Annotated in this window: 18 protein-coding genes; 15 read left to right on the top strand and 3 right to left on the bottom strand. The window is 60.3% G+C overall.

All coding sequences use genetic code 11. The features are described 5' to 3' along the window. Positions 1 to 196: 196 nt before the first annotated feature. The 3 genes from CLU86_RS11965 to CLU86_RS11955 all read right to left on the bottom strand — a co-directional run bounded on the left by CLU86_RS11965 (position 197) and on the right by CLU86_RS11955 (position 4,620). On the bottom strand, positions 197 to 1,765 hold the full coding sequence (locus CLU86_RS11965) for an alkaline phosphatase (protein WP_099741751.1): 1,569 nt from the start codon (positions 1,763 to 1,765) through the stop codon (positions 197 to 199). Positions 1,766 to 1,977: 212 nt separating this feature from the next. Continuing rightward, entirely contained in the window at positions 1,978 to 3,507 is a 1,530-nt protein-coding gene (locus CLU86_RS11960) for a diguanylate cyclase (protein WP_099656272.1), read from the bottom strand. A 135-nt stretch (positions 3,508 to 3,642) separates the two neighbouring features. Next, positions 3,643 to 4,620, bottom strand: coding sequence for an NADPH:quinone oxidoreductase family protein (locus CLU86_RS11955; RefSeq protein WP_099741750.1), 978 nt, complete (start codon positions 4,618 to 4,620; stop codon positions 3,643 to 3,645). 243 nt (positions 4,621 to 4,863) lie between these two features. Between CLU86_RS11955 and surE the strand changes: the two genes are divergently transcribed. The 15 genes from surE (at position 4,864) to der (ending at position 20,179) form a co-directional block, all read left to right on the top strand. Continuing rightward, positions 4,864 to 5,664: a 5'/3'-nucleotidase SurE gene (gene surE / locus CLU86_RS11950; protein ID WP_099658742.1), complete on the top strand. Its 801-nt coding sequence runs from the start codon at positions 4,864 to 4,866 to the stop codon at positions 5,662 to 5,664. Further along, the gene (locus CLU86_RS11945) at positions 5,664 to 6,440 is read left to right on the top strand and encodes a protein-L-isoaspartate(D-aspartate) O-methyltransferase (protein WP_099741749.1); all 777 of its coding nucleotides are present in this window, start codon (positions 5,664 to 5,666) and stop codon (positions 6,438 to 6,440) included. The genes surE and CLU86_RS11945 overlap by 1 nt, the downstream gene beginning before the upstream one ends. Positions 6,441 to 6,452: 12 nt before the next feature. Next, entirely contained in the window at positions 6,453 to 7,385 is a 933-nt protein-coding gene (locus tag CLU86_RS11940) for a peptidoglycan DD-metalloendopeptidase family protein (protein WP_099741748.1), read from the top strand. A 50-nt stretch (positions 7,386 to 7,435) separates the two neighbouring features. Continuing rightward, positions 7,436 to 8,491 carry an RluA family pseudouridine synthase gene (locus tag CLU86_RS11935; RefSeq protein WP_369803820.1) on the top strand — a complete coding sequence of 352 codons (1,056 nt, stop codon included), beginning with the start codon at positions 7,436 to 7,438 and terminating at the stop codon, positions 8,489 to 8,491. 148 nt (positions 8,492 to 8,639) lie between these two features. After that, on the top strand, positions 8,640 to 9,380 hold the full coding sequence (scpB, locus tag CLU86_RS11930) for an SMC-Scp complex subunit ScpB (RefSeq protein WP_099741747.1): 741 nt from the start codon (positions 8,640 to 8,642) through the stop codon (positions 9,378 to 9,380). Then, on the top strand, positions 9,373 to 10,794 hold the full coding sequence (locus CLU86_RS11925) for a pseudouridine synthase (RefSeq protein WP_099741746.1): 1,422 nt from the start codon (positions 9,373 to 9,375) through the stop codon (positions 10,792 to 10,794). The genes scpB and CLU86_RS11925 overlap by 8 nt, the downstream gene beginning before the upstream one ends. A 78-nt stretch (positions 10,795 to 10,872) precedes the next feature. Continuing rightward, on the top strand, positions 10,873 to 11,298 hold the full coding sequence (gene ndk, locus CLU86_RS11920; protein WP_099656266.1) for a nucleoside-diphosphate kinase: 426 nt from the start codon (positions 10,873 to 10,875) through the stop codon (positions 11,296 to 11,298). 87 nt (positions 11,299 to 11,385) lie between these two features. Next, entirely contained in the window at positions 11,386 to 12,507 is a 1,122-nt protein-coding gene (gene rlmN, locus CLU86_RS11915; protein ID WP_099656265.1) for a 23S rRNA (adenine(2503)-C(2))-methyltransferase RlmN, read from the top strand. A 26-nt stretch (positions 12,508 to 12,533) separates the two neighbouring features. Further along, positions 12,534 to 13,367: a type IV pilus biogenesis/stability protein PilW gene (gene pilW, locus CLU86_RS11910; RefSeq protein WP_099741745.1), complete on the top strand. Its 834-nt coding sequence runs from the start codon at positions 12,534 to 12,536 to the stop codon at positions 13,365 to 13,367. Continuing rightward, entirely contained in the window at positions 13,360 to 14,271 is a 912-nt protein-coding gene (locus tag CLU86_RS11905; protein ID WP_099741744.1) for a RodZ domain-containing protein, read from the top strand. Before pilW ends, CLU86_RS11905 begins: the two co-directional genes overlap by 8 nt. Beyond that, positions 14,271 to 15,548, top strand: a complete 1,278-nt coding sequence (gene ispG, locus CLU86_RS11900; RefSeq protein ID WP_099741743.1) for a flavodoxin-dependent (E)-4-hydroxy-3-methylbut-2-enyl-diphosphate synthase — start codon at positions 14,271 to 14,273, stop codon at positions 15,546 to 15,548. The genes CLU86_RS11905 and ispG overlap by 1 nt, the downstream gene beginning before the upstream one ends. Positions 15,549 to 15,674: 126 nt before the next feature. Continuing rightward, positions 15,675 to 16,946: a histidine--tRNA ligase gene (gene hisS / locus CLU86_RS11895; RefSeq protein WP_233195264.1), complete on the top strand. Its 1,272-nt coding sequence runs from the start codon at positions 15,675 to 15,677 to the stop codon at positions 16,944 to 16,946. A 17-nt stretch (positions 16,947 to 16,963) separates the two neighbouring features. Further along, positions 16,964 to 17,650 carry a tetratricopeptide repeat protein gene (locus CLU86_RS11890; protein ID WP_099741741.1) on the top strand — a complete coding sequence of 229 codons (687 nt, stop codon included), beginning with the start codon at positions 16,964 to 16,966 and terminating at the stop codon, positions 17,648 to 17,650. 14 nt (positions 17,651 to 17,664) lie between these two features. After that, on the top strand, positions 17,665 to 18,816 hold the full coding sequence (gene bamB / locus CLU86_RS11885) for an outer membrane protein assembly factor BamB (protein WP_099741740.1): 1,152 nt from the start codon (positions 17,665 to 17,667) through the stop codon (positions 18,814 to 18,816). Between the two features lie 16 nt (positions 18,817 to 18,832). Further along, positions 18,833 to 20,179 carry a ribosome biogenesis GTPase Der gene (gene der, locus CLU86_RS11880; RefSeq protein WP_099741739.1) on the top strand — a complete coding sequence of 449 codons (1,347 nt, stop codon included), beginning with the start codon at positions 18,833 to 18,835 and terminating at the stop codon, positions 20,177 to 20,179. Positions 20,180 to 20,328: the final 149 nt, after the last annotated feature.

Genomic DNA, 20,328 nt, shown 5'->3' with positions numbered 1-20,328 from the left:
TTTGGTGAGCGCTACACCCTCTTTTTTGTTAAAAATTGCGCAACAGCACCGTGCTGAAGCATCGCAGCCGCCTGGCACCAGCCTTGGGCAGGCTTTGAGGGGCTGGGGTTTCAATGATTTTGGCCCCTAGCGCTTGATTGATAAGCGCTAGCAGCTATTTATTTGATAGCATTTTAAGCCACCTGGCACCGCAGGCCTACGCCGCCACGGGCCCCGGCTTGCGGTCTTCCACCACAAAGCGGGCCTGGGTGCTGGCGGTGCTGGCCGCGTCCATCGGGTTGTCCACCACGCGCAAGGTGGTGGTCCAGCGCGTGGGGGTGATGTCGGCCAGGCCGTAGCCGCGTTGCTCGCAACGGGCCAGCAGCACATGGGGGTTGTGGCGGACGATGGCATCCACCTTGTCTTGCGTGGTGCCCGCGCGCGAGCTGATGGAGGTGCCGCAGAACTCGCTGGCCAGCACCGGCAGGCTGCCACCGCTGGCGCCCGCACCGGGGGCGTGCACATTGCACACATAGTTCTGGTGGATGTCGCCGCCCAGCAGCACGGTGTTGCGCGGCTGGTGGCGCTGTACCGATTGCAGCAGGCGCTCGCGCGCCGCAGGGTAGCCGTCCCAACCATCGGTAGCCACTTGGCCGCTGGGGTAGTGGCGCGGCGAGAACAGGGTCTGCTGGGCCAGCACGCTCCAGCGGGTGTGGTCGTTTTTCGCGTCTGCGGCCAGGCCTGCGTCCAGCCATTGCTCTTGCGCAGGGCCCAGCAGGCTGCGTGCGGGGTCGGCCAGCTCGGCGCAGTCGCCTGGGCGCACGGCGCCTGCGTTGCTGGCACCCGGTTTGCGGCAGGCTTGCAGGGCGCGGTATTGGCGGTCGTCCAGCAGGTGCAGCTGGGCCAGCCGCCCCCAGCGCAGGTGGCGGTACACCTGCAATTGCCCAAACTGTGCATCGACCAGGCTGCTGGAGCGCAAGGGCATGTTTTCGTAGAACGCTTGCCACGCGGCGGCGCGCTGCGCCAAGAAAGCGGTGGCATCGCCCTGGCCATTGCTGGTGCCCGCGTAGTCGTTTTGCACCTCGTGGTCGTCCCAGGTCACGGCCCAGGGGCAGGCGGCGTGGGCGGCTTGCAGGGCGGGGTCGCTTTTGTGCAGGGCGTAGCGGTCGCGGTAATCGGCCAGTGTGGTGGCGTGGCGCAGGTTGTGGGTGCGCGCCAGCCCGTCGGTGTTTTTAGGCGTGGCGTATTCGTAGATGTAGTCACCCAAAAAGAGCACCAGCTCTGGCTGATCGGCGCACAGGTGGCGCCAGGCGGCGTAGTGGCCGTGCTCCCAGCGCTGGCAGGAGGCAAAGGCCACGCGCAGCCTGGCCACCAGGGCGTCAGCCGCCGGTGCGGTGCGGGTGCGCCCGGTGGCGCTGGTGGCCTGCCCCAGCAAAAAGCGGTAGTGGTACCACTGGGCGGGCTCCAGCCCCTGCACCTCCACATGCACGCTGTGGCCCTGCTGCGGGCTGGCGGTGGCCTGGCCTTTTTGCACGATGCGTTGAAAGCCCTCGTCGTGGGCCACTTCCCAGTGCACGGTCTGCGCGGGCAGGGGCTGGCCGAGCGGAGCGATGAGGCGCGTCCACAGCACCACGCCATCAGGCGTTGGGTCGCCACTGGCCACGCCCAGGGCAAAGGGGTCGCCCGTCAGGTGCGCGGTTTGCAGCCAAGCCCAGCGGGGCAGGGTGGTGGCGGCCGCCGCGATGGCAGCACGCTGCAAAAAGAGTCGTCTCTGCTGGGGGTGCATGGCAGGCTCCGGGGTTGTGTTGTTCCCTTGCTGACTCCGTTTGCAGCTTCAGGGCGGTGGTTGCGGTCCGCGGCGCTTCAAAATCGCGCGGCCGAGGCGCGCAGCCGCCGTGCAAGGGCCGCCCCGACATGCCAATGTCGGCTTCGCTCTGTGCGCTGGCGGTGTCCCCCGGTGGGGGAAGGCGCCGCAGGCGACTCAGGGGGGCTTTGGGGTCACGCGGCCATCACCCGGTTTTTGCCCGAGCGTTTGGCCAGATACATGCTCTGGTCGGCCCGCTTGAGGGCGTCCACGCTGGTTTCGCTGTCGTGCAGTTGGGCCACGCCCGCGCTGAAGGTGATGAGGATTTTTTCGCTGCCCTGCAAGAAAAAGCGTGTGGTCAGCTCGCGTTGCAGCCGCGTCATGGCGGCCACGCCGCTGTCCACGTTGGTGTCGGGCAGCAGCAGCACGAATTCTTCGCCGCCGTAGCGGGCCAGCAGGTCCTGGGGGCGCATCACTTCGCGGGTGACCTGTGCCAGGTGCACCAGGGCCGCGTCGCCCACGGTGTGGCCCAGGCGGTCGTTGATGTTCTTGAAGTTGTCGATGTCCAGCAGCGCCAGGCAAAGAGGGTTGCCCAGGCGGCGGGCGCGGGCCACCTCGCGCTCCATGGCCTCGTCCAGCCCTTTGCGGTTGAGGGTGCCGGTCAGCGGGTCGTGCCTTGCCTGGGCGCTGGCGCGGTCCAGCTCTTGCTGCAGCTTGGCCACCTCGGCGTGCTTGGCGTCGGTGCGTTCGCGCAGCTCTTGCAGTTCGGTGTGGGTGAGCTTGGTGTCCAGGGCCATGGCGCGGGTGGCGGTCATCACCTCTTCGAGCACCGGGGCGATTTCCTGGAGGTTGTTGGCCTTGCCGATCAGGTCGGCGCAGCGCTCCATGGTGTCGTGGTAGGTGGTGCTGGAGGCCGTCATCTGCGCCAGGCGCTCGATGAAGGTGGCCAGCATGTCCTTCATTTGCTCCTGGGCCTCCGCTGTACGGGCCTTGGCTTCGGTCTGCTTGAAGATCACGTCCTTCAGGCGCAGTTGCACGTCGTCCAGGCGGCGCAGCGTGAGCGGCGGGGTCGAGGCCGCCATCAGCGCCTCGGCCTGCCCGCGCAGCCAGCGGTCGTCCACGCTGAGTACGGCAATGTTCTCAAACACCATGTGCAGCAATTGCAGCAGGCTGGCGCGGATGGCGGCCTGGTCTTCGGTGGCGAACGACAGGCGGTAGGTGAAGTTGCCCAGCATGAGCTGCACGGTGGACAGCGGCGGCGCAGGCTCGCGCAGAAAGCCGGTGAGTTGCCCGGCCATGTCGTGCACGCGTGCATCGTCTTCGCCCAGGGCGGGCAGGGTGTTGTCGATGAGGCGGGCCAGCAGCTCGGCAAAGTCGGGGGGCAGCACGCCACTGGTGGCGCCCTCTGGGGCGGCTGCGGGCGTTGCGGCCACAGGGCTCAGTCCCAGGTTGGCGTAGCCCACCATCACGCTTTGCAGCGCTGACCAGTCTTTGTTGGCAATGGCTTTTTCAAACTGGGTGAGCAGCCGCTTTTGGGGCGGCGTTTGCGCCGGCAGCAGGCGCTGGATGCTGCTCAACTGGGCGTCAGGAAAAGGCTGGCTGCTACGGGTGCCGGCAATCTCGTCGTAAATGGCCAGGTAGTTGTCTGGCGTAGGGGCCAGCCGGCGGGTGGCCAGTTGTTTGAGCGTTTCGCGCGCGATTTCGTAAGGTTGACGGTCTGCCATGTGCGAACACCAGTATCAAGGACAGCAAGGGTGCCCGAGTGTGACACAGCCCCGCTGCGGCGCGGTGGCCTTTTGGTGGCCTTTGGGGCGTCTGCACGCCCCTGGCTGGGGCGTGGTGGCTGGCACCCCGGGCGGTCAGCCGTTGACCATGACCAGTTTGCCCATGACGCCCCGCGAGCCCATGTGGGCGTAAGCCTGGGGCAACTCGGCCATGGGCATGATGCGGTCGATCACAGGTTTGATCTTGCCCTGCCCGTACCACTGGGCCAGCTCGGCCATCATGGCGGCATTGGCCTGGGGCTCGCGCTTGGCAAAGTCGCCCCAGAACACGCCCACGATGGACGCGCCTTTGAGCAGCGCCAGGTTGAAGGGCAGGGCGGGGATGGGCCCCGAGGCAAATCCCACCACCAGGTAGCGGCCCCGCCACGCGATGGAGCGGAAGGCGGGTTCGGCAAAGTCGCCCCCCACGGGGTCGTAGATCACGTCGGGGCCTTTGCCATCGGTCAGGGCCTTGATGGCATCGCGCAGGTTCTCTTTGCTGTAGTTGATGGTGGCGTCTGCCCCGATGGAGGTGCACAGCGCGCACTTTTCATCGCTGGACGCGGCCGCAATCACCCGGGCGCCCATGGCTTTGGCAATCTGGATGGCTGCGGTGCCCACGCCCCCGGCGGCGCCCAGCACCAGCACGGTTTCTCCCGCCTTGAGCTGGGCGCGGTCTACCAAGGCGTGGTGCGAGGTGGCATAAATCATGATGAATGCAGCAGCGTCCACCGCCGGAAATCCTGCGGGCAGTGGCATGCACAGCGCCGCTGGCGCCAGGGTGTGGGTGCCAAAGCCCCCGGTGCCGGAGAGGCAGGCCACGCTTTGCCCCACCTGCAGGTGCTTGACGCCATCGCCCACGGCCACCACGGTGCCCGCGTACTCAGAGCCCGGCACAAACGGCAGCGGTGGTTTCATCTGGTATTTGTTCTGCACGATCAGCAGGTCGGGGAAGTTCAGGCTGGCGGCCTTGATCTCGATGAGCACCTCGCCCGCTTTGGGGGTGGGCGTGGGCAGTTCTGTCCAGGCCAGCGCGTCTACGCCAGTGGGGTTGGTGCAAAGCCAGGCGTGCATGGTTGTCTCCTTGGGTCGTTATGGGCGCGGATGATAGGTGGGGCTGGGGTGGGGCGATGTCCCACGAGCGACCCCCGGGAACCGACAGCAAAGACCCTCGGCAGGCGTCGGCCTGGGTTTCGGCCGCTTCATGGCCAGGATGGTTGGGCCCGGGTTGATCTGTATCGCCAAAGCAGCGAATGTCCACTTGGGGCATTCTTGGGCACCCCTCCTACAATGCGCTGCAATCAGCACCCGTACCCCATGAAAATTCTCATCTCCAACGACGACGGTTACCAGGCGCCCGGAATTGTGGCGTTGTACGAGGCGCTCAAGTCTCTGGCAGACGTTGAGGTGGTGGCCCCAGAGCACAACAACAGTGCCAAGTCGAACGCGCTGACCCTGCATTCCCCCCTGTACGTGCACAAGGCGGCCAATGGCTTTCGCTACGTGAATGGCACCCCCGCAGATTGCGTGCACATTGCGCTCACGGGGTTGCTGGGTTACCGGCCCGATCTGGTGGTGTCTGGCATCAACAACGGCGCCAACATGGGGGATGACACCATTTATTCAGGCACCGTGGGCGCGGCCATGGAGGGCTATCTGTTCGGCATTCCGGCCATCGCTTTTTCACAGGTGGACAAGGGTTGGGGCGAGATTGACGCTGCGGCCGCCAAGGCGCGTGAGATCGTGGCGCAGTTGCTGCACAGCAATTTGGTGGCCCCTGTGGCGTCTTCGGCGGCAGCGCCTTGGCTGCTGAATGTCAATATTCCCAACATGCCGCTGCAAGCGCTCAAGCCCCTGAAGCTGTGCCGCCTGGGGCGTCGCCATGCTGCAGAGCGGGTCATCACACAGGAAAGCCCCAGGGGCGAGGTGATGTACTGGATCGGCGGCGCGGGACCTGCCAAGGACGATGCCGAGGGCACGGACTTCCATGCCACGGCGCAGGGCCATGTGTCGATGACGCCCTTGAAGGTTGACCTGACAGACCACGACCACCTGGGGTATTGGGCGCAAACTGCGGCCCGCATGCAGTCTGGCGGTACTGGCGGAGGCGGGCATTGATGCAGCGGCGCCCTGGTTTCCCCGCCAAATTGCCGGGGGCATCCAACGCCCCGGCGGCCAAGCCCCCGGCACCAGCCTTGCCCGTGGCGGGCCGGGTGGCCGTGCCGACGGCGGTGGGCACGGGGCTGGATTCTGCGGCGGTGCGTGCCCGCATGGTGCAAAAGCTGGCAGCCGCAGGCAGTGCTTCACCCCAGGTGCTGCAGGCCATGGGGGCGGTGGAGCGCCATCGCTTTGTCGACAGCGCCCTGGGTAACCAAGCCTACGAAGACACCAGTTTGCCCATCGGCATGGGGCAAACCATCTCCAAGCCCAGCATCGTCGCCCGCATGTGCGAGTTGCTTCTGGGTGCTGAAGGTGCGCGTGCGGGTGGAATGGGGCGTGTTCTGGAAATTGGCACGGGCTGTGGCTACCAGGCGGCGGTGCTGAGCCTGCTGGCCCGCGAGGTCTACACGCTGGAGCGTGTGCGCAATCTGCATGAAAAAGCCCGTGACAATTTGCGCCCCTTTCGCTTGCCCAATGTGCATCTGCTGTTTGGCGATGGAATGCTGGGATATGCCAAGGGCGCCCCTTACGCCGCCATCATTGCGGCGGCGGGTGGCGACTCGGTGCCGCAGGCCTGGTGCGACCAATTGGCCGTGGGGGGGCGCTTGGTGGCCCCTATGGCGGTGGCCGGCGGTCAGCAAATGTTGCTCGTAATCGACAAAACGGTGCACGGTTTGAAACAAAACGTGCTCGAACCGGTCCATTTTGTCCCTCTAAAATCGGGGATTGCCTGAAGGGAATTGCTTATGTTCGTATCGCGTGGTCTTGTCGTTGGGTTTTCTGTGGCGATGGCGGGGGTCCTGCTGTCCGGCTGCGGCACCCGGCTGAGCAAGGCCCCAGTGGAAGATCGGGGAACGTCTTCTGGCAACGCGTCTGGCTCCAGCTCTCAGCCTGGTGTGGTGGTGGCAACCCCCATCAAGCCGTTGCCTGGCGCTGAAAATGCCGGCAAACCGGGCTACTACACCGTCAAGCCTGGGGATACCCTGATCCGCATCGGCTTGGAAAACGGCCAGGGCTGGAAAGACATTGCCCGCTGGAACAACCTGGAGAACCCCAATCTGATCGAGGTCGGGCAGGTGTTGCGAGTGAGTGCCTCAGTGCCTGTTCCCGCGCCAGCCGCCTCTGCGGCCGTTGCTTCCGACACCGGCGTGGTGACGCGCCCCGTCACATCGTCGTCTGTGACGCCAGCCGCTGCGGCCAGCGCATCCAGCGCTCCCAAGACGCCTGCCTCTGGGGCAGCGCCTGTGGTGGCTGTTGCAACGCCAACGCCTGCCCCTGCACCAGCGGCACCTCCCGCAGGTGCGGTCGAAGACGATGTGTCCTTCATCTGGCCCGCGTCCGGCGCTTTGTTGGCGGGGTTTGATGAAGCCCGCAACAAGGGCTATGACATTGCCGGCAAGGCTGGAGACGCGGTGCTGGCTGCAGCAGACGGCCGTGTGGTGTATTCGGGGGCTGGTTTGCGTGGCTATGGCAACCTGATCATCCTCAAGCACAACAACACGTTCTTGACGGCTTATGCTCACAACCAGACCTTGCTTGTCAAGGAGGACCAGGCAGTGCGGCGCGGTCAGAAGATTGCCGAGATGGGCAACACGGATGCAGACCGGGTGAAGTTGCATTTTGAGATTCGCCGTCAGGGCAAACCGGTAGACCCGGCGCGCTACTTGGCGGCCCGTTGAGCGTGGCCAAGTCTGTGGCAGTCAAAGGGGCGAAAGCCCCTTTGAGCGTTTTGGAGGGCGCAAACGCAGCATCGCCCCTCGCACAGCCTGAATCCGAAGATGGGGCCCTGGGCGTCATCCAGTCTGTGGCAGAGGAGGGTTTGGAGGGCGAGCTGGCCGATGGAATTGCGGCAGAGTCTGAGTTGCGCACAATGTCTGTGCCTGCATCGCAGCACGGCGAGCGCCTGGATCGCACCCTGGCAGAGTTGGTGCCTGAGTTTTCACGCAGCTATTTGCAGCAACTGCTGGGGCAGGGGTTGGTGGCGGTTAATGGCCGGGTGGTGCCCAAGCCGTCCACCCGCGTCAAGGCTGGTGATGCAGTGGTGCTGGAAATGCGCCCTACGTTGCAAAGCCAGGCGTTTCGTCCAGAGTCCATGCCCATTGATGTGGTGTACGAGGACGCCCATCTGCTGGTGATCAACAAGCCTGCGGGTTTGGTGGTGCACCCGGCGCCCGGTAACTGGAGCGGTACCTTGCTCAATGGCCTTTTGGGGCGTGATGAGCGGGCTGCTTTGGTGCCCCGTGCGGGCATTGTGCACAGACTCGACAAGGACACGAGTGGCCTGATGGTGGTGGCGCGCGATCGGTCAACGATGGATGCGCTGGTGACCATGATTGCGGCCCGCGACGTCAGCCGCAAGTACCTGGCTTTGGCGCACAAGCCCTGGGTCGGTAATGCCCTGCGTGCGGTGAATGCACCAATAGGGCGTGATCCTCGCAATCGGCTGCGCATGGCGGTGGTGGATCTCTCTACCCATGCAGGCAAGGCGGCGCGCACTGATATTCGCCTGCTGCAGTCTTGTGGGCAGGGGTGCTGGGTTGAATGCACCTTGCACACTGGGCGCACCCACCAGATTCGCGTTCACATGGCCTCGCTGGGGCATGCGCTGGTAGGGGATGCGTTGTATGGCGGCTCTCCCGTGGGGGCAATCCAAAGGCAGGCGTTGCATGCCTACCGTCTGGCCTTCAGGCATCCAGTCACAGGTGATGACTTGGTGCTTGAGGCGCCCGTGCCTGCGGATATGCGCTTGGCGCTGTCCGATTGGGGGCTGAGCTACAATCCGTAGCAACGGGCCGTGAGGCCTGAGAATGCCCGAAGACGGAATCCCGCCGGGCCCTGTCGTATACCGACCGCGCTTTCAGCGCCCTTTGACCAATCCCTGCTATCGGTGAGCCCTTCCTGTTGCGAGGGCCATTTTCCGGAATCGCTGAACCATGAATACGGTGGATGCCAAGCGGGTCCTAGAGACTGCCCTGATCTGTGCTCCTCAGCCCGTGCCTTTGCGTGAGCTGAGGGTGCTGTTCAATGATGCCCTGGGTTCAGACACGCTGAAAATGCTGCTGCAAGACTTGCAGCGCGACTGGGAATCTCGTGGTGTGGAACTGGTGCAAGTGGCGACAGGTTGGCGCTTTCAGAGCAAGCCTGAGATGCGCGAGTATCTGGACCGCCTGCATCCTGAAAAGCCGCCCCGGTATACCCGCGCCACGCTGGAAACTTTGGCCATCATTGCGTACCGCCAGCCGGTCACCCGGGGGGATATTGAAGACATTCGCGGGGTGACCGTGAACAGTCTGATCATCAAGCAACTGGAAGACCGAGGGTGGGTGGAGGTGATTGGTCACCGGGAAACGGTGGGTCGTCCTGCATTGTTTGCAACGACCCGGCAGTTTTTGGATGACCTGGGGCTTTCATCGCTGGACCAACTGCCGGTGTTGGACGATCCTTCGTCCCACGCCAATGTACTGGAGGCGATGGCAGTGGCCCAGTCCACAGGTGTACAAGAAGGTGGCGGGAGCGACTTGACTCCGCTAGAGGCTGCAGCCGATGTGCCGTCAGCACAGGCTGGGGGGGCGGGTGGTGCTTTGGGCGGTGATTTGTTTGAAATGGCGGAGGACACGCTCCGCAATGACCAGGTAGATGCCAGTGATGGCATTACAGGAACCCCACATGAATGATTCGACTCCAGTGAATGCGGAAGACCTTCCGCGCGAGCCACTTGTCCAAGACGATGCTGCACCTGCAGCACGGGCTCCACGCAAGCGTGCCGCAACCAAAAAACCAGCATCCTCTGCGGCGGACCTGGCAGATGATGTTGGCGCTGCTGTGGAGCCACTAGTGGCTGACGCTGTGCCAGAAAATTCTGCACCCGAGTCTCCGTCCGTTAAGTCCCGTGGGGGGCGTCCCGGTGCCAAGCCTCAGCCCTCTGCAGGTGCTGCGCAGGGTTATCAGTTCTCTGATGTGGTGTCGGGCCGGTTTGACGATGAGGATGCCGAAGGCGATGTCCTGCCAGCCAAGCGGGTGCTGTTGCCGCAGGTGGAAACCCCCAAGTTGCATAAGGTCTTGGCCCAGGCGGGTTTGGGGTCGCGCCTTGAGATGGAGCAATTGATTCTGGAGGGGCGGATCTCTGTCAACAACGAGCCCGCCCACGTGGGTCAGCGCATCCAGTACGGCGACCAAGTCAAGGTCAACGGCAAACCCATTCGCTACCGCATTGACCCGCCGCCACCCAGGGTGATCGCGTACCACAAGCCCGTCGGCGAAGTGGTGACCCACGACGATCCGCAAAACCGGCCCACGGTGTTTCGCAAATTACCCCGACTTCAAAATGGCAAGTGGCAGTCTGTGGGGCGCTTGGATTTGAATACCGAGGGCTTGTTGCTGTTTACCAGCTCCGGAGAGTTGGCTAACAAGTTGATGCACCCCCGGTTCGGGCTGGAGCGCGAGTACGCTGTGCGTGTCTTGGGCGCGCTCAGCAACGAAGAAAAGCAACGGCTGCTCGATGGCGTGCGCCTAGACGATGGCATGGCCTCCTTCGGCTCCATTGAAGACGGTGGCGGTGAGGGATCAAACTGCTGGTATCGGGTCACGATCTCTGAGGGGCGCAATCGGGAAGTGCGCCGCATGCTTGAGTCGGTCGGGCATGCCGTCAGTCGTCTGATTCGCATCCGATATGGCGCCATGATGTTGCCCCGAGGGCTCAAGCGCGGTGCCTGGATGGAGTTGGATGATTCCGATATCCGCTCGCTGTTGCGCGCCGCAGGCGAGGGCAACGATGCAGCGCCTGACCGTGATGGTGATGCGGGTGCGCAGCGGCGTGCAGGAGCGAACCCCCGTGGCAAAAGTGGTGGCCCGGGTGCGCCAGCCCGCCGCAACGACCGAGGTGCTGTGGGTGCCTTTGGCGGGCAACGTTCGCGCCGTCGTGATGATGGTGGTGCGGGCTCGGCAGGTGATCGCCAGCGTGGCGGAGCCCAGCCCGACCCGATGAAAACGTCGGTGGGATACATCGGGTCCGACAGCCTCTCCCGTCAACGCCAGGCGCAACGCGCCCCGGGTGGGGGGGGCGCTCGACGCGGCCGTGGTCGCTCTTGATCGCGCAGCACGGTTAGAATCGAGGGTTTTGTCTGCTAGGCAAAAGAATTTCAGTAACATTTATTCAGGAATATCAACATGGCTATCGAACGCACTCTCTCCATCATCAAGCCTGACGCAGTGGCCAAGAACGTGATCGGCCAGATCTACGCCCGTTTTGAGGCTGCCGGCCTCAAGGTGGTGGCTGCCCGTATGGCCCACCTGTCGCGCCTGGAAGCCGAGCAGTTCTATGCTGTGCACAAGGCACGTCCTTTCTTCAAAGATCTGGTGGACTTCATGATTTCCGGTCCTGTGATGATCCAGGCTCTGGAAGGTGAAAACGCCATCCTGAAGAACCGCGAGCTGATGGGCGCTACCGATCCTAAGAAGGCTGATGCTGGCACGATCCGCGCTGACTTTGCAGACAGCATCGATGCCAACGCAGTGCACGGTTCTGATGCTCCTGAAACAGCGCAAGTGGAAGTTGCCTTCTTCTTCCCTGGCCTGAACATTTACTCCCGCTGAGATGGCGGTCCCCATGACTTGTCCCACCTGTGTGGGGTGGATGTGCCATGGGGACAGCTGCGAGCGGTCTCGCGCAAGGCTGCCGCAATGACCACCAACCTCCTTGAATTTGACCTGGATGCGCTGATCGCTTTTTGTGAGCGATTGGGCGAAAAGCGTTTTCGCGCGACCCAGTTATTTCGTTGGATTCACCAGCGCGGGGCCAGCGATTTCGATGCCATGAGCGATTTGGCCAAGGCATTGAGAGAAAAGCTCAAAGGCTGCGCGCACATCGAAGCGTTACCCGTCATCAGTGAGCATGTGTCTGCGGATGGCACCGTCAAATGGCTTTTTGACGTGGGCGATGGAAACGCTGTGGAGTCGGTCTTTATCCCCGAGGATGATCGAGGCACCTTGTGCATTTCATCCCAGGCAGGTTGTGCCGTGGGGTGTCGCTTTTGCTCCACGGGTCACCAAGGTTTCAGTCGCAATCTCACTTCGGGTGAGATCGTTGCGCAACTGTGGTTTGCCGAGCATGCGCTGCGTGCCCGGTTGAATACCTCTGACCGGGTGATTTCCAATGTGGTGATGATGGGCATGGGTGAGCCTTTGCAGAACTACTCTGCGTTGGTTCCGGCTTTGCGCGTCATGCTGGACGACCATGGGTATGGTCTGTCCAGGCGGCGGGTGACGGTCTCTACATCAGGCGTTGTTCCGATGATGGATCGGTTGGCCCAAGACTGCCCTGTGGCGCTGGCGGTTTCGCTGCATGCCCCGAATGATGCCCTGCGGGACAACTTGGTCCCGCTCAATCGCAAATATCCCATCCATGAATTGCTGGATGCCTGTCAGCGTTATTTGGAGCATGCTCCGCGTGACTTCATCACCTTCGAATATTGCATGCTGGACGGCGTCAATGACCAAGCTGAGCATGCCAGGCAGTTGATTGAGCTGGTCCAACCCGCACGCGGTCGCGGTGTTCGGTGCAAGTTCAATCTGATTCCATTTAATCCATTTCCAGCATCGGGTTTGACGCGATCGCCGCAGAATCAGGTGCTTGCTTTCGCCAAATTGCTCAGCGATGCAGGTATTGTCACGACAGTTCGCAAAACGCGCGGTGATGATATCGATGCGGCTTGCGGGCAGTTGGCTGGAGATGTTAAGGACAGAACGCGCGCTGCAGAGCGCATGGCTAAACAACGCACCATTGTGCTGAAGCCGATAGCTTGATTCACTGACACAAAGAGGGGCGTTGTATGGTGAGATTGGTTGGGCGTATTCGAATCTATTGCCGTGGGGCGCTTTGGGTGTTGGGTGTAGCAAGCACGGGTTTTCTGCTTCCTGGTTGCGCGACAAATGGTGGTGTGCAGGCCTCTGACACCAATTCCAGTGTGGTGACGCCTTCTGACGAGTCAGAGGTGCGTCGGCGTGCCCGCATCCGGCTTGAGTTGGCGGCCAAGTATTTTGAGAACGGACAGGCCAGCGTCGCGTTGGATGAGGTCAAGCAGGCACTCGCAACCGATCCCACCTATGTAGATGCCCTCAATATGCGTGGGTTGATTTACATGCAGTTGAATGATGTAGCCCAAGCGGAGGACAGCTTCCGTCGTGCGATTTCCATGCGTTCTACGGACTCGAATCTGCTGCACAACTATGGCTGGTTGCTTTGTCAGCAAAGAAAGTATGCAGAAGCAGATCAGCAGTTCGATAGGGCGTTGGCGAACCCTGCTTACGTAGCCAGAAGCAAAACCTTGATGGGCAAGGGGCTGTGCCAGTCGAGTTCTGGAAAATTAGAGGATGCCGAGCAGTCCTTGCTCAAGTCATACCAACTGGATGCCGCCAATCCGGTGGTGAGTTATCACCTTGCTTCGCTGCTGTTTCGCCGTCAAGAACTGACGCGTGCGCAGTTTTACATTCGGCGATTGAACAACAGCGGCATGGCCAACTCCGAGTCCCTTTGGTTGGGAATTAAGGTCGAGAAGGCGCTAGGCGACAACGTAGCAATGCTTCAGTTGGCTGACCAACTGCGCAAGCGCTTCCCAGAGTCTGCTGAGATGGGTGCGTACCAGCGTGGAGCCTTCAATGAGTGAGCCCACGGTTGCCTTGGCATCGGCTCAAGACGGTGCGACTCAGCCCACTGCGGGTGAAATTTTGCGCAGTGCCCGTGAGGCGTCGGGTGTTCACATTGAGGCGTTGGCTGTGGCTCTGAAGGTGCCTGTCAGCAAGCTGGAAGCGTTGGAGTCCAATCGGCTTGAGTTGCTCCCCGATACCGTATTCATGCGGGCTTTGGCTTCCAGTGTGTGTCGGACACTCAAGCTGGATCCTGCGCAAGTCTTATCTCTTCTGCCTCAGTCAAAAAATCCGCGCTTGATTCCCGAGCGATCCGATATCAACACACCCGTGAAAAGTGTGGCCGGCAAGACTTTTGTTTCCAACGGTGGTTCGAGGCATTCGTCGTGGTTGATGTTCGGTGTGTTCGTGCTTTTGATTGGAGCCGCTGCCGTTTTTTATTGGCCTGCTGGCTTTCAGCCTTGGAATTCCAGACCACTCTCCTTGGTGGGGAGCGCAGCTGTTCCCACTTCGGGCCAAGAGGCGTCGGCTTCAAAGACTGAGGAGATTGTTGCCGTTGTTCAGCCGCCGGTGGCTGCAGAGCCAGCGCCTGCTGCCAGCAGTACGGTTGCCTTAGTGCCCGTAGCCCCTTCTCCTGCCGTCGCTCAACCCGCTTCTGCTGCGTTGCCTGCGATCGCTGATACGTCTGCTGCATTGTTGATGTTGCGCGCGCGTGGGGACTCTTGGGTTCAAGTGCGTGATGCAACAGGGCGCGTGGTTTTCGAGAAAAAGTTAGCGTCAGGCGACGCCGCACCAGTGTCGGGGGTTTTGCCCTTGAGCGTGGTTGTGGGGCGTGCCGATGTGACCGACGTCTTTGTTCGTGGCAAGCCCCTGGAGCTGAATGCTGTGTCGCGTGAGAACGTCGCGCGCTTCGAGGTGAAATAGTGAGCAACTTCACAAACGTTTCCGGTCCCATTCCGTTGGTGACTCCTGCCGTGCGTAAATCTCGCCAGGCGCGAGTGGTTTGGGGCGATCGTGTTGTCACGGTGGGTGGTGGTGCCTTGGTACGCGTGCAGTCGATGACCAACACGGATACCGTCGACGCCATCGGCACCGCGATTCAAGTCAAAGAGCTCGCCCAGGCGGGCTCTGAATTTGTGCGCATCACGGTCAATACGCCTGAAGCCGCAGCGGCCGTTCCATACATCCGTGAGCAACTGGATCGTATGGGTGAGAACGTTCCGCTTGTGGGTGATTTTCACTACAACGGGCACACGCTCCTCACGCAGTTTCCTGCTTGCGCAGAGGCTTTGTCAAAGTACCGTATCAACCCGGGAAATGTAGGCAAGGGTGAGAAGCGTGATCGCCAGTTTGGTCAGATGATTGAAGCTGCGATGCGCTGGAATAAGCCCATTCGCATCGGCGTTAACTGGGGGAGCCTGGACCAGGAGTTGCTGGCGAGTTTGATGGATGTGAATAGCCGCCGAAGCCAGCCTTGGGATGCCCGTCAAGTCATGTACGAGGCGCTCATTTCCTCGGCTATTGAATCTGCGCACCGCGCAGAGGAAATGGGGATGGACGGCAACCAGATCATTTTGTCGTGCAAGGTGAGCGGTGTGCAGGATCTCATCGGTGTGTACCGTGAGTTGGCACGCCGGTGTGACTACGCATTGCACTTGGGGTTGACAGAGGCAGGTATGGGAACCAAAGGCACTGTGGCGTCTGCTGCAGCCCTTTCGGTGCTTCTGCAAGAAGGGATTGGCGACACGATTCGCGTGTCCTTGACACCCCAACCTGGTGAGTCTCGGAATCAGGAAGTCGTGGTTGCTTCCGAGATTTTGCAGGCCCTGGGTTTGCGCGTATTTGTCCCTAGTGTGACGGCTTGCCCTGGCTGTGGGAGAACCACCAGCACGACCTTTCAAGAGCTTGCCAAGCAGATTGATGACTTCTTGCGCTCGCAGATGCCGGTGTGGCGTGTCAAGTACCCCGGCGTTGAGGGATTGCGTGTGGCTGTCATGGGCTGCATTGTGAATGGCCCTGGGGAGAGCAAGCACGCGGATATCGGTATCAGCTTGCCAGGCACGGGTGAGTCGCCTGCGGCCCCTGTGTTTATCGATGGAGAAAAAGCCCTGACTCTGCGTGGCGAGAACATTGCCGCCGAATTCCATCAGATCGTTGAGAGCTACATTGAACGCCGATTCGGTGGCGTGGTTGCTGCCTAGCCATCTCTCGATGAGGTGCGCGTTTTTTCGCACCCTTGAAATATCAGATTTTAGAAAAGCAAAGCTGTGAGCACAGACAAAGTCGTAACCGCCTCAAAGGCGGAAAAAGTGACCTCGGTGAAGGGGATGAACGATATCTTGCCCCCAGACTCCGCCCGTTGGGAATGGCTGGAGGGTAAGGTTCGCACGCTGATGGATCGCTACTCCTACCGCAACATCCGCACCCCCATTGTGGAGCCTACAGCGTTATTCGTGCGCGGCTTGGGCGAGGTGACGGATATCGTGGAAAAAGAGATGTATTCGTTTGAAGACCGTCTCAACGGAGAGCATTTGAGCTTGCGCCCAGAAGCCACTGCTGGCGTTGTGCGGGCTGTCTCTGAAAACTCCATGCTCTATGACGGTGGGAAACGCCTTTATTACATGGGGCCTATGTTTCGCCACGAACGGCCGCAGCGTGGAAGATATCGCCAGTTTCACCAGATCGGTGCCGAAGCGCTTGGCTTTCCTGGGGCGGAGGTGGATGCGGAGCTGATACTTCTGGCCAATTCTTTATGGCGGGAGTTGGGACTGCAAGGTGTGCGCCTGGAGTTGAATAGCCTTGGTCAGCCGCAGGAGCGACAAGCCCACCGGGCCGCATTGATTGCGTACTTGGAGCAACACAGCGAATCCCTTGACGAAGAGGCTCGTCGCCGACTCCATAGCAATCCGCTGCGTATCTTGGACACGAAGAACCCTGGGCTGCAGGCCATTGTGAATGCGGCCCCGAGATTGATCGATTTCTTGGGTCCAGAGTCACTGGCCCACTTTGACAGGGTCAAGGCGATTTTGGATGCGAATGGTGTGGCATGGACCCTCAATCCGAGGCTGGTCCGCGGCATGGACTATTACAACCTCACTGTTTTTGAGTTTGTGACGGACCAGCTTGGGTCTCAGGGCACTATCTGTGGTGGCGGGCGCTATGACTATTTGATGGAGCAAGTGGGTGGGAAGGCCGCTCCCGCCGTCGGCTGGGCTTTGGGAGTTGAGCGTGTGTTGGAGTTGTTGAAAGAGCAGGACAAGGCCGCGATTTCACTAGCCCCCGATGTGTATGCAGTGGTTCCCAGTATCTCGTCCCTCCCTGTGGCAATGAGGACGATAGAGCAACTTCGTGTTTTGGGTCTCTCTATTCAGATGCACGCATCGGCGTCTGCTGATGGCTCGATGGGTAGCATGAAGTCGCAATTCAAGAGGGCCGATGGCAGTGGTGCTGCGTATGCGCTCGTTTTTGGTGATGAAGAGCTAACGCGTGGCGTCGTATCCATCAAGTCACTTCGCGATGGGGTGGGGGCCCAGGTCGAGCAATCCTTGGAAACCGTTTCTCTTTGGGCTGGCAACCTACAATCGCGCCCAACCAACTGAACTGACGTAAAGCATTCATGGCAAATCACTTAGATCTGGAAGAACAAGAACAGCTTGATCAACTCAAGCATTTTTGGAATACCTGGGGTACACCTATTTCGGCAGTCTTGCTGGTGGTGATGGGGGGACTTGCGGCTTGGAATGGCTACCAATATTGGCAGAATCGACAAGCTTCCCAGGCGGCTGCTTTGCTGGATGCCGTAGAAGTTGCCGCCCAAGCAAAAGATCAATCACGCGTAGAGCAGGCGTTTACCGATATCAAGGCGAAGTACTCTGGTACGCCACAGGCCGATATGGCGGGTTTTGCTTTGGCAAAGACGATGCAGGAAGCCGGCAACCTGGATGCTGCTAAATCCGCGCTTGGTTGGGTGGCCGAGCAATCTACGGATGCGGGTTACAAGGCCATTGCCAAGCTGCGGTTGTCTAGTGTGCTGATGGAGCAAAAGCAGTTTGATGCAGCTTTGCAGCAATTGCAGGGCAGCTTCCCACCTGAGTTTGAGGGTGTCGCAGCCGACCGCAAAGGTGATGTTCTGATGTTGCTTGATCGCCGGTCAGACGCTGCGGTTGAGTACGGCCGGGCCTACAAGGCACTGGATGAAACCATTGAATACCGGCGCATGGTGGAAGTCAAACTGAATGCACTGGGTGTCGATCCTCAAAGCACGTCCTCTGGTGCTATTGCTTCGCCGGATGTAAAGAAATGAAATCAATAGCTTCCATGTCTTCACTTCGTCCGTCCAGATGGTGTGCGCGAGTTGCTCCTCTGGTGATTGCAATCGCTTTGAGCGGCTGCTCCATGTGGGGTGGAAGCAAAGCTGTCGCCCCTGATTTGGGAGAAAACATCCCGGTTCTGGGTGTTCGTCAGGCTTGGAGTGCCAAGGTTGGCGCTTCGTCTGGCGCAGCGTTAGATGTCCGTGTTCAGGACTATCGGGTGACGATTGCATCGTCCGAGGGCAGCCTGGTTGCGATTGACGCCCGAACCGGTGGTGATTTGTGGCGTGCAAGTCTTGGGGCGCCTTTATCGGCTGGCGTCGGTGGTGACGCTCGGTATACGGCGGTTGTCTCTCGATCCAATGCCCTGATCGTGCTGGACCAGGGTAAAGAAGCGTGGCGTCAAAGTCTTGCTTCGCAGGTATTTACGGCACCTTTGGTCGCTGGTGGCCGCGTATTCGTCTTGGCTGCAGATCGTTCGGTTTCAGCGTTTGATTTGAATACGGGGCGAAAGCTCTGGAACCAGGCACGGTCTGGAGGCGAAGCCTTGGTCTTGAGGCAGGGTGGCGTGATAGCTGCTGTGGGTGATACCTTGGTGGTTGGTATGTCAGGTCGGCTGGTCGGATTGAATCCTGACACTGGGACGGTCCGTTGGGAGGCTCCTTTGGCCAGTCCACGTGGAATCAATGACGTTGAGCGTTTGGTGGAGTTGGTGGGACGCGTCAGCCGTGTGGGGGATTCGGTTTGTGTGCGTGCATTCCAAGCCTCTGTGGGCTGTGTGAATGTGGTCCGAGATCGGGCCAATGTTGTTTGGTCTCAGCAGGCCAGTGGCTCTGAAGGTGTTCACGGGGACTCTGAAGCCATCTATGGGACTGAGAGCAATGGACATGTGATTGCTTGGCGCCGCGATGATGGGACACGCTTGTGGTCTTCTGATCGACTCAGGTTGCGAAAGTTGACAGCACCCTTGGTCTTGGGGCGATCTGTGGTCTTGGGCGATGAGTCCGGTTGGGTCCACTTTTTGTCGCGCGCCGATGGCGCTCCTCTGAATCGCGTCATGACTGATTCCTCGGGCATGGTTACGGCCCCAGTGGTTGCTGCAGATACTTTGGTTGTTGTCACGCGTAGTGGCGGCGTGTACGGCTTCCGTCCAGATTGATAGTGATAGGTATTGAATGAAGCCAGTTATTGCCCTTGTCGGGCGCCCAAATGTTGGGAAGTCAACACTTTTCAACCGTTTAACCAAATCGCGGGACGCTATCGTTGCTGATTTTGCGGGTCTCACGCGTGATCGTCACTATGGCAATGGGCGGCAGGGCAAGCACGAGTACATCGTGGTGGACACTGGTGGATTCGAGCCAGATGCTTCTGCGGGGATTTACCGCGAGATGGCCAAACAAACCCAGCAAGCGGTTGCCGAAGCTGATGTGGTTTTGTTTATCGTGGATGCTCGCGCTGGCGTTTCCGCACAAGACCATGACATTGCCAAATACCTGCGACGCCTGAGCAAGCCCTGTCTGCTTGTGGCGAACAAGGCCGAAGGTATGGTGGAGGGTGTTCAGCTTGCTGAGTTCTATGAGTTGGGTTTGGGGGCTGTGGTCCCAGCATCCGCGGCCCATGGCCAGGGTATTCGCGGCATCGTCGATACCGCGTTTGCTCTTCTCAACATCTCCGACCTTGATGATGAGGCGGTTTCGGAAACTTCCTCTGATGTCATCAAGCTGGCTGTAGCAGGGCGACCCAATGTCGGGAAATCGACGTTGATCAATACTTGGCTGGGTGAGGAGCGCTTGGTCGCTTTTGACATGCCGGGAACCACGCGAGACGCGATTTCTGTGCCGTTTGAGAAAAATGGGCAGAAATTTGAGTTGATTGACACGGCGGGCTTGCGACGCAAAGGGCAGGTCTTTGAGGCGATCGAAAAGTTTTCGGTGGTCAAGACCCTGCAGGCGATTGAGTCCTCCAACGTCGTCTTGCTGCTCTTGGATGCGACCCAAGGGGTGACAGATCAAGATGCTCACATCGCTGGGTACATTCTTGAGAGTGGGCGGGCTGTTGTGATAGCAGTGAACAAATGGGATGCTGTGGATGATTACCAGCGTCAACTGCTCGAGCGTTCTATCGAGTCTCGGCTGTCCTTTTTGAAATTTGCATCTTTGCACTACATCTCTGCGAAGAAGAGGCAGGGCCTTGGTCCGTTGTGGGCATCCATTGCGCAGGCCCACAAGGCAGCAAACTGCAAAATGCCTACACCTGTCTTGACGAGGTTGCTATTGGAGGCCGTGCAATTTCAGAGCCCTCAGCGATCAGGCATGTTCAGGCCCAAGCTGCGTTATGCCCACCAGGGTGGCATGAATCCACCAGTGATCGTGATCCACGGTAACTCGCTGGAACATGTGACGGCGGCGTATAAACGGTTCCTTGAAGGTCGTTTTCGCAAAGAGTTTGAACTGGTCGGTACGCCACTGAGAATCGAGATGAAAACGTCTCACAATCCCTTCAAGGACGGCGAGAGCTCGTAGCCTGGTGGCTTCGTTGGCTTGAAAGGCGCTTGAACCAATGGTTCGGTGGGTTGACTGTCCATTGGTGCCAAAGGGCAATGCATCATTTCACCTGCCAGCTATCCTTGGTGTGGTATGGTGCTGCTTTACAACAACATTTTGAACACGGA

This window comes from Acidovorax sp. 62, assembly GCF_002754495.1.
GTDB lineage: Bacteria > Pseudomonadota > Gammaproteobacteria > Burkholderiales > Burkholderiaceae_C > Acidovorax.
Note: the sequence above shows the minus strand (reverse complement) of the source record. Positions and strands in the feature narration are given on the sequence as shown.

What these genes read in the sequence shown, in the direction of transcription:
- ndk (WP_099656266.1), top strand. Translation starts at nt 10,873, where the DNA reads ATGGCTATCGAACGCACTCTCTCCATCATCAAGCCTGACGCAGTGGCC.
- hisS (WP_233195264.1), top strand. Translation starts at nt 15,675, where the DNA reads ATGAACGATATCTTGCCCCCAGACTCCGCCCGTTGGGAATGGCTGGAG.
- surE (WP_099658742.1), top strand. Translation starts at nt 4,864, where the DNA reads ATGAAAATTCTCATCTCCAACGACGACGGTTACCAGGCGCCCGGAATT.
- CLU86_RS11945 (WP_099741749.1), top strand. Translation starts at nt 5,664, where the DNA reads ATGCAGCGGCGCCCTGGTTTCCCCGCCAAATTGCCGGGGGCATCCAAC.
- CLU86_RS11940 (WP_099741748.1), top strand. Translation starts at nt 6,453, where the DNA reads ATGTTCGTATCGCGTGGTCTTGTCGTTGGGTTTTCTGTGGCGATGGCG.
- der (WP_099741739.1), top strand. Translation starts at nt 18,833, where the DNA reads ATGAAGCCAGTTATTGCCCTTGTCGGGCGCCCAAATGTTGGGAAGTCA.
- CLU86_RS11890 (WP_099741741.1), top strand. Translation starts at nt 16,964, where the DNA reads ATGGCAAATCACTTAGATCTGGAAGAACAAGAACAGCTTGATCAACTC.
- pilW (WP_099741745.1), top strand. Translation starts at nt 12,534, where the DNA reads ATGGTGAGATTGGTTGGGCGTATTCGAATCTATTGCCGTGGGGCGCTT.
- bamB (WP_099741740.1), top strand. Translation starts at nt 17,665, where the DNA reads ATGTCTTCACTTCGTCCGTCCAGATGGTGTGCGCGAGTTGCTCCTCTG.
- scpB (WP_099741747.1), top strand. Translation starts at nt 8,640, where the DNA reads ATGAATACGGTGGATGCCAAGCGGGTCCTAGAGACTGCCCTGATCTGT.
- rlmN (WP_099656265.1), top strand. Translation starts at nt 11,386, where the DNA reads ATGACCACCAACCTCCTTGAATTTGACCTGGATGCGCTGATCGCTTTT.
- CLU86_RS11925 (WP_099741746.1), top strand. Translation starts at nt 9,373, where the DNA reads ATGAATGATTCGACTCCAGTGAATGCGGAAGACCTTCCGCGCGAGCCA.
- CLU86_RS11955 (WP_099741750.1), bottom strand. Translation starts at nt 4,620, where the DNA reads ATGCACGCCTGGCTTTGCACCAACCCCACTGGCGTAGACGCGCTGGCC.
- CLU86_RS11965 (WP_099741751.1), bottom strand. Translation starts at nt 1,765, where the DNA reads ATGCACCCCCAGCAGAGACGACTCTTTTTGCAGCGTGCTGCCATCGCG.
- CLU86_RS11960 (WP_099656272.1), bottom strand. Translation starts at nt 3,507, where the DNA reads ATGGCAGACCGTCAACCTTACGAAATCGCGCGCGAAACGCTCAAACAA.
- CLU86_RS11905 (WP_099741744.1), top strand. Translation starts at nt 13,360, where the DNA reads ATGAGTGAGCCCACGGTTGCCTTGGCATCGGCTCAAGACGGTGCGACT.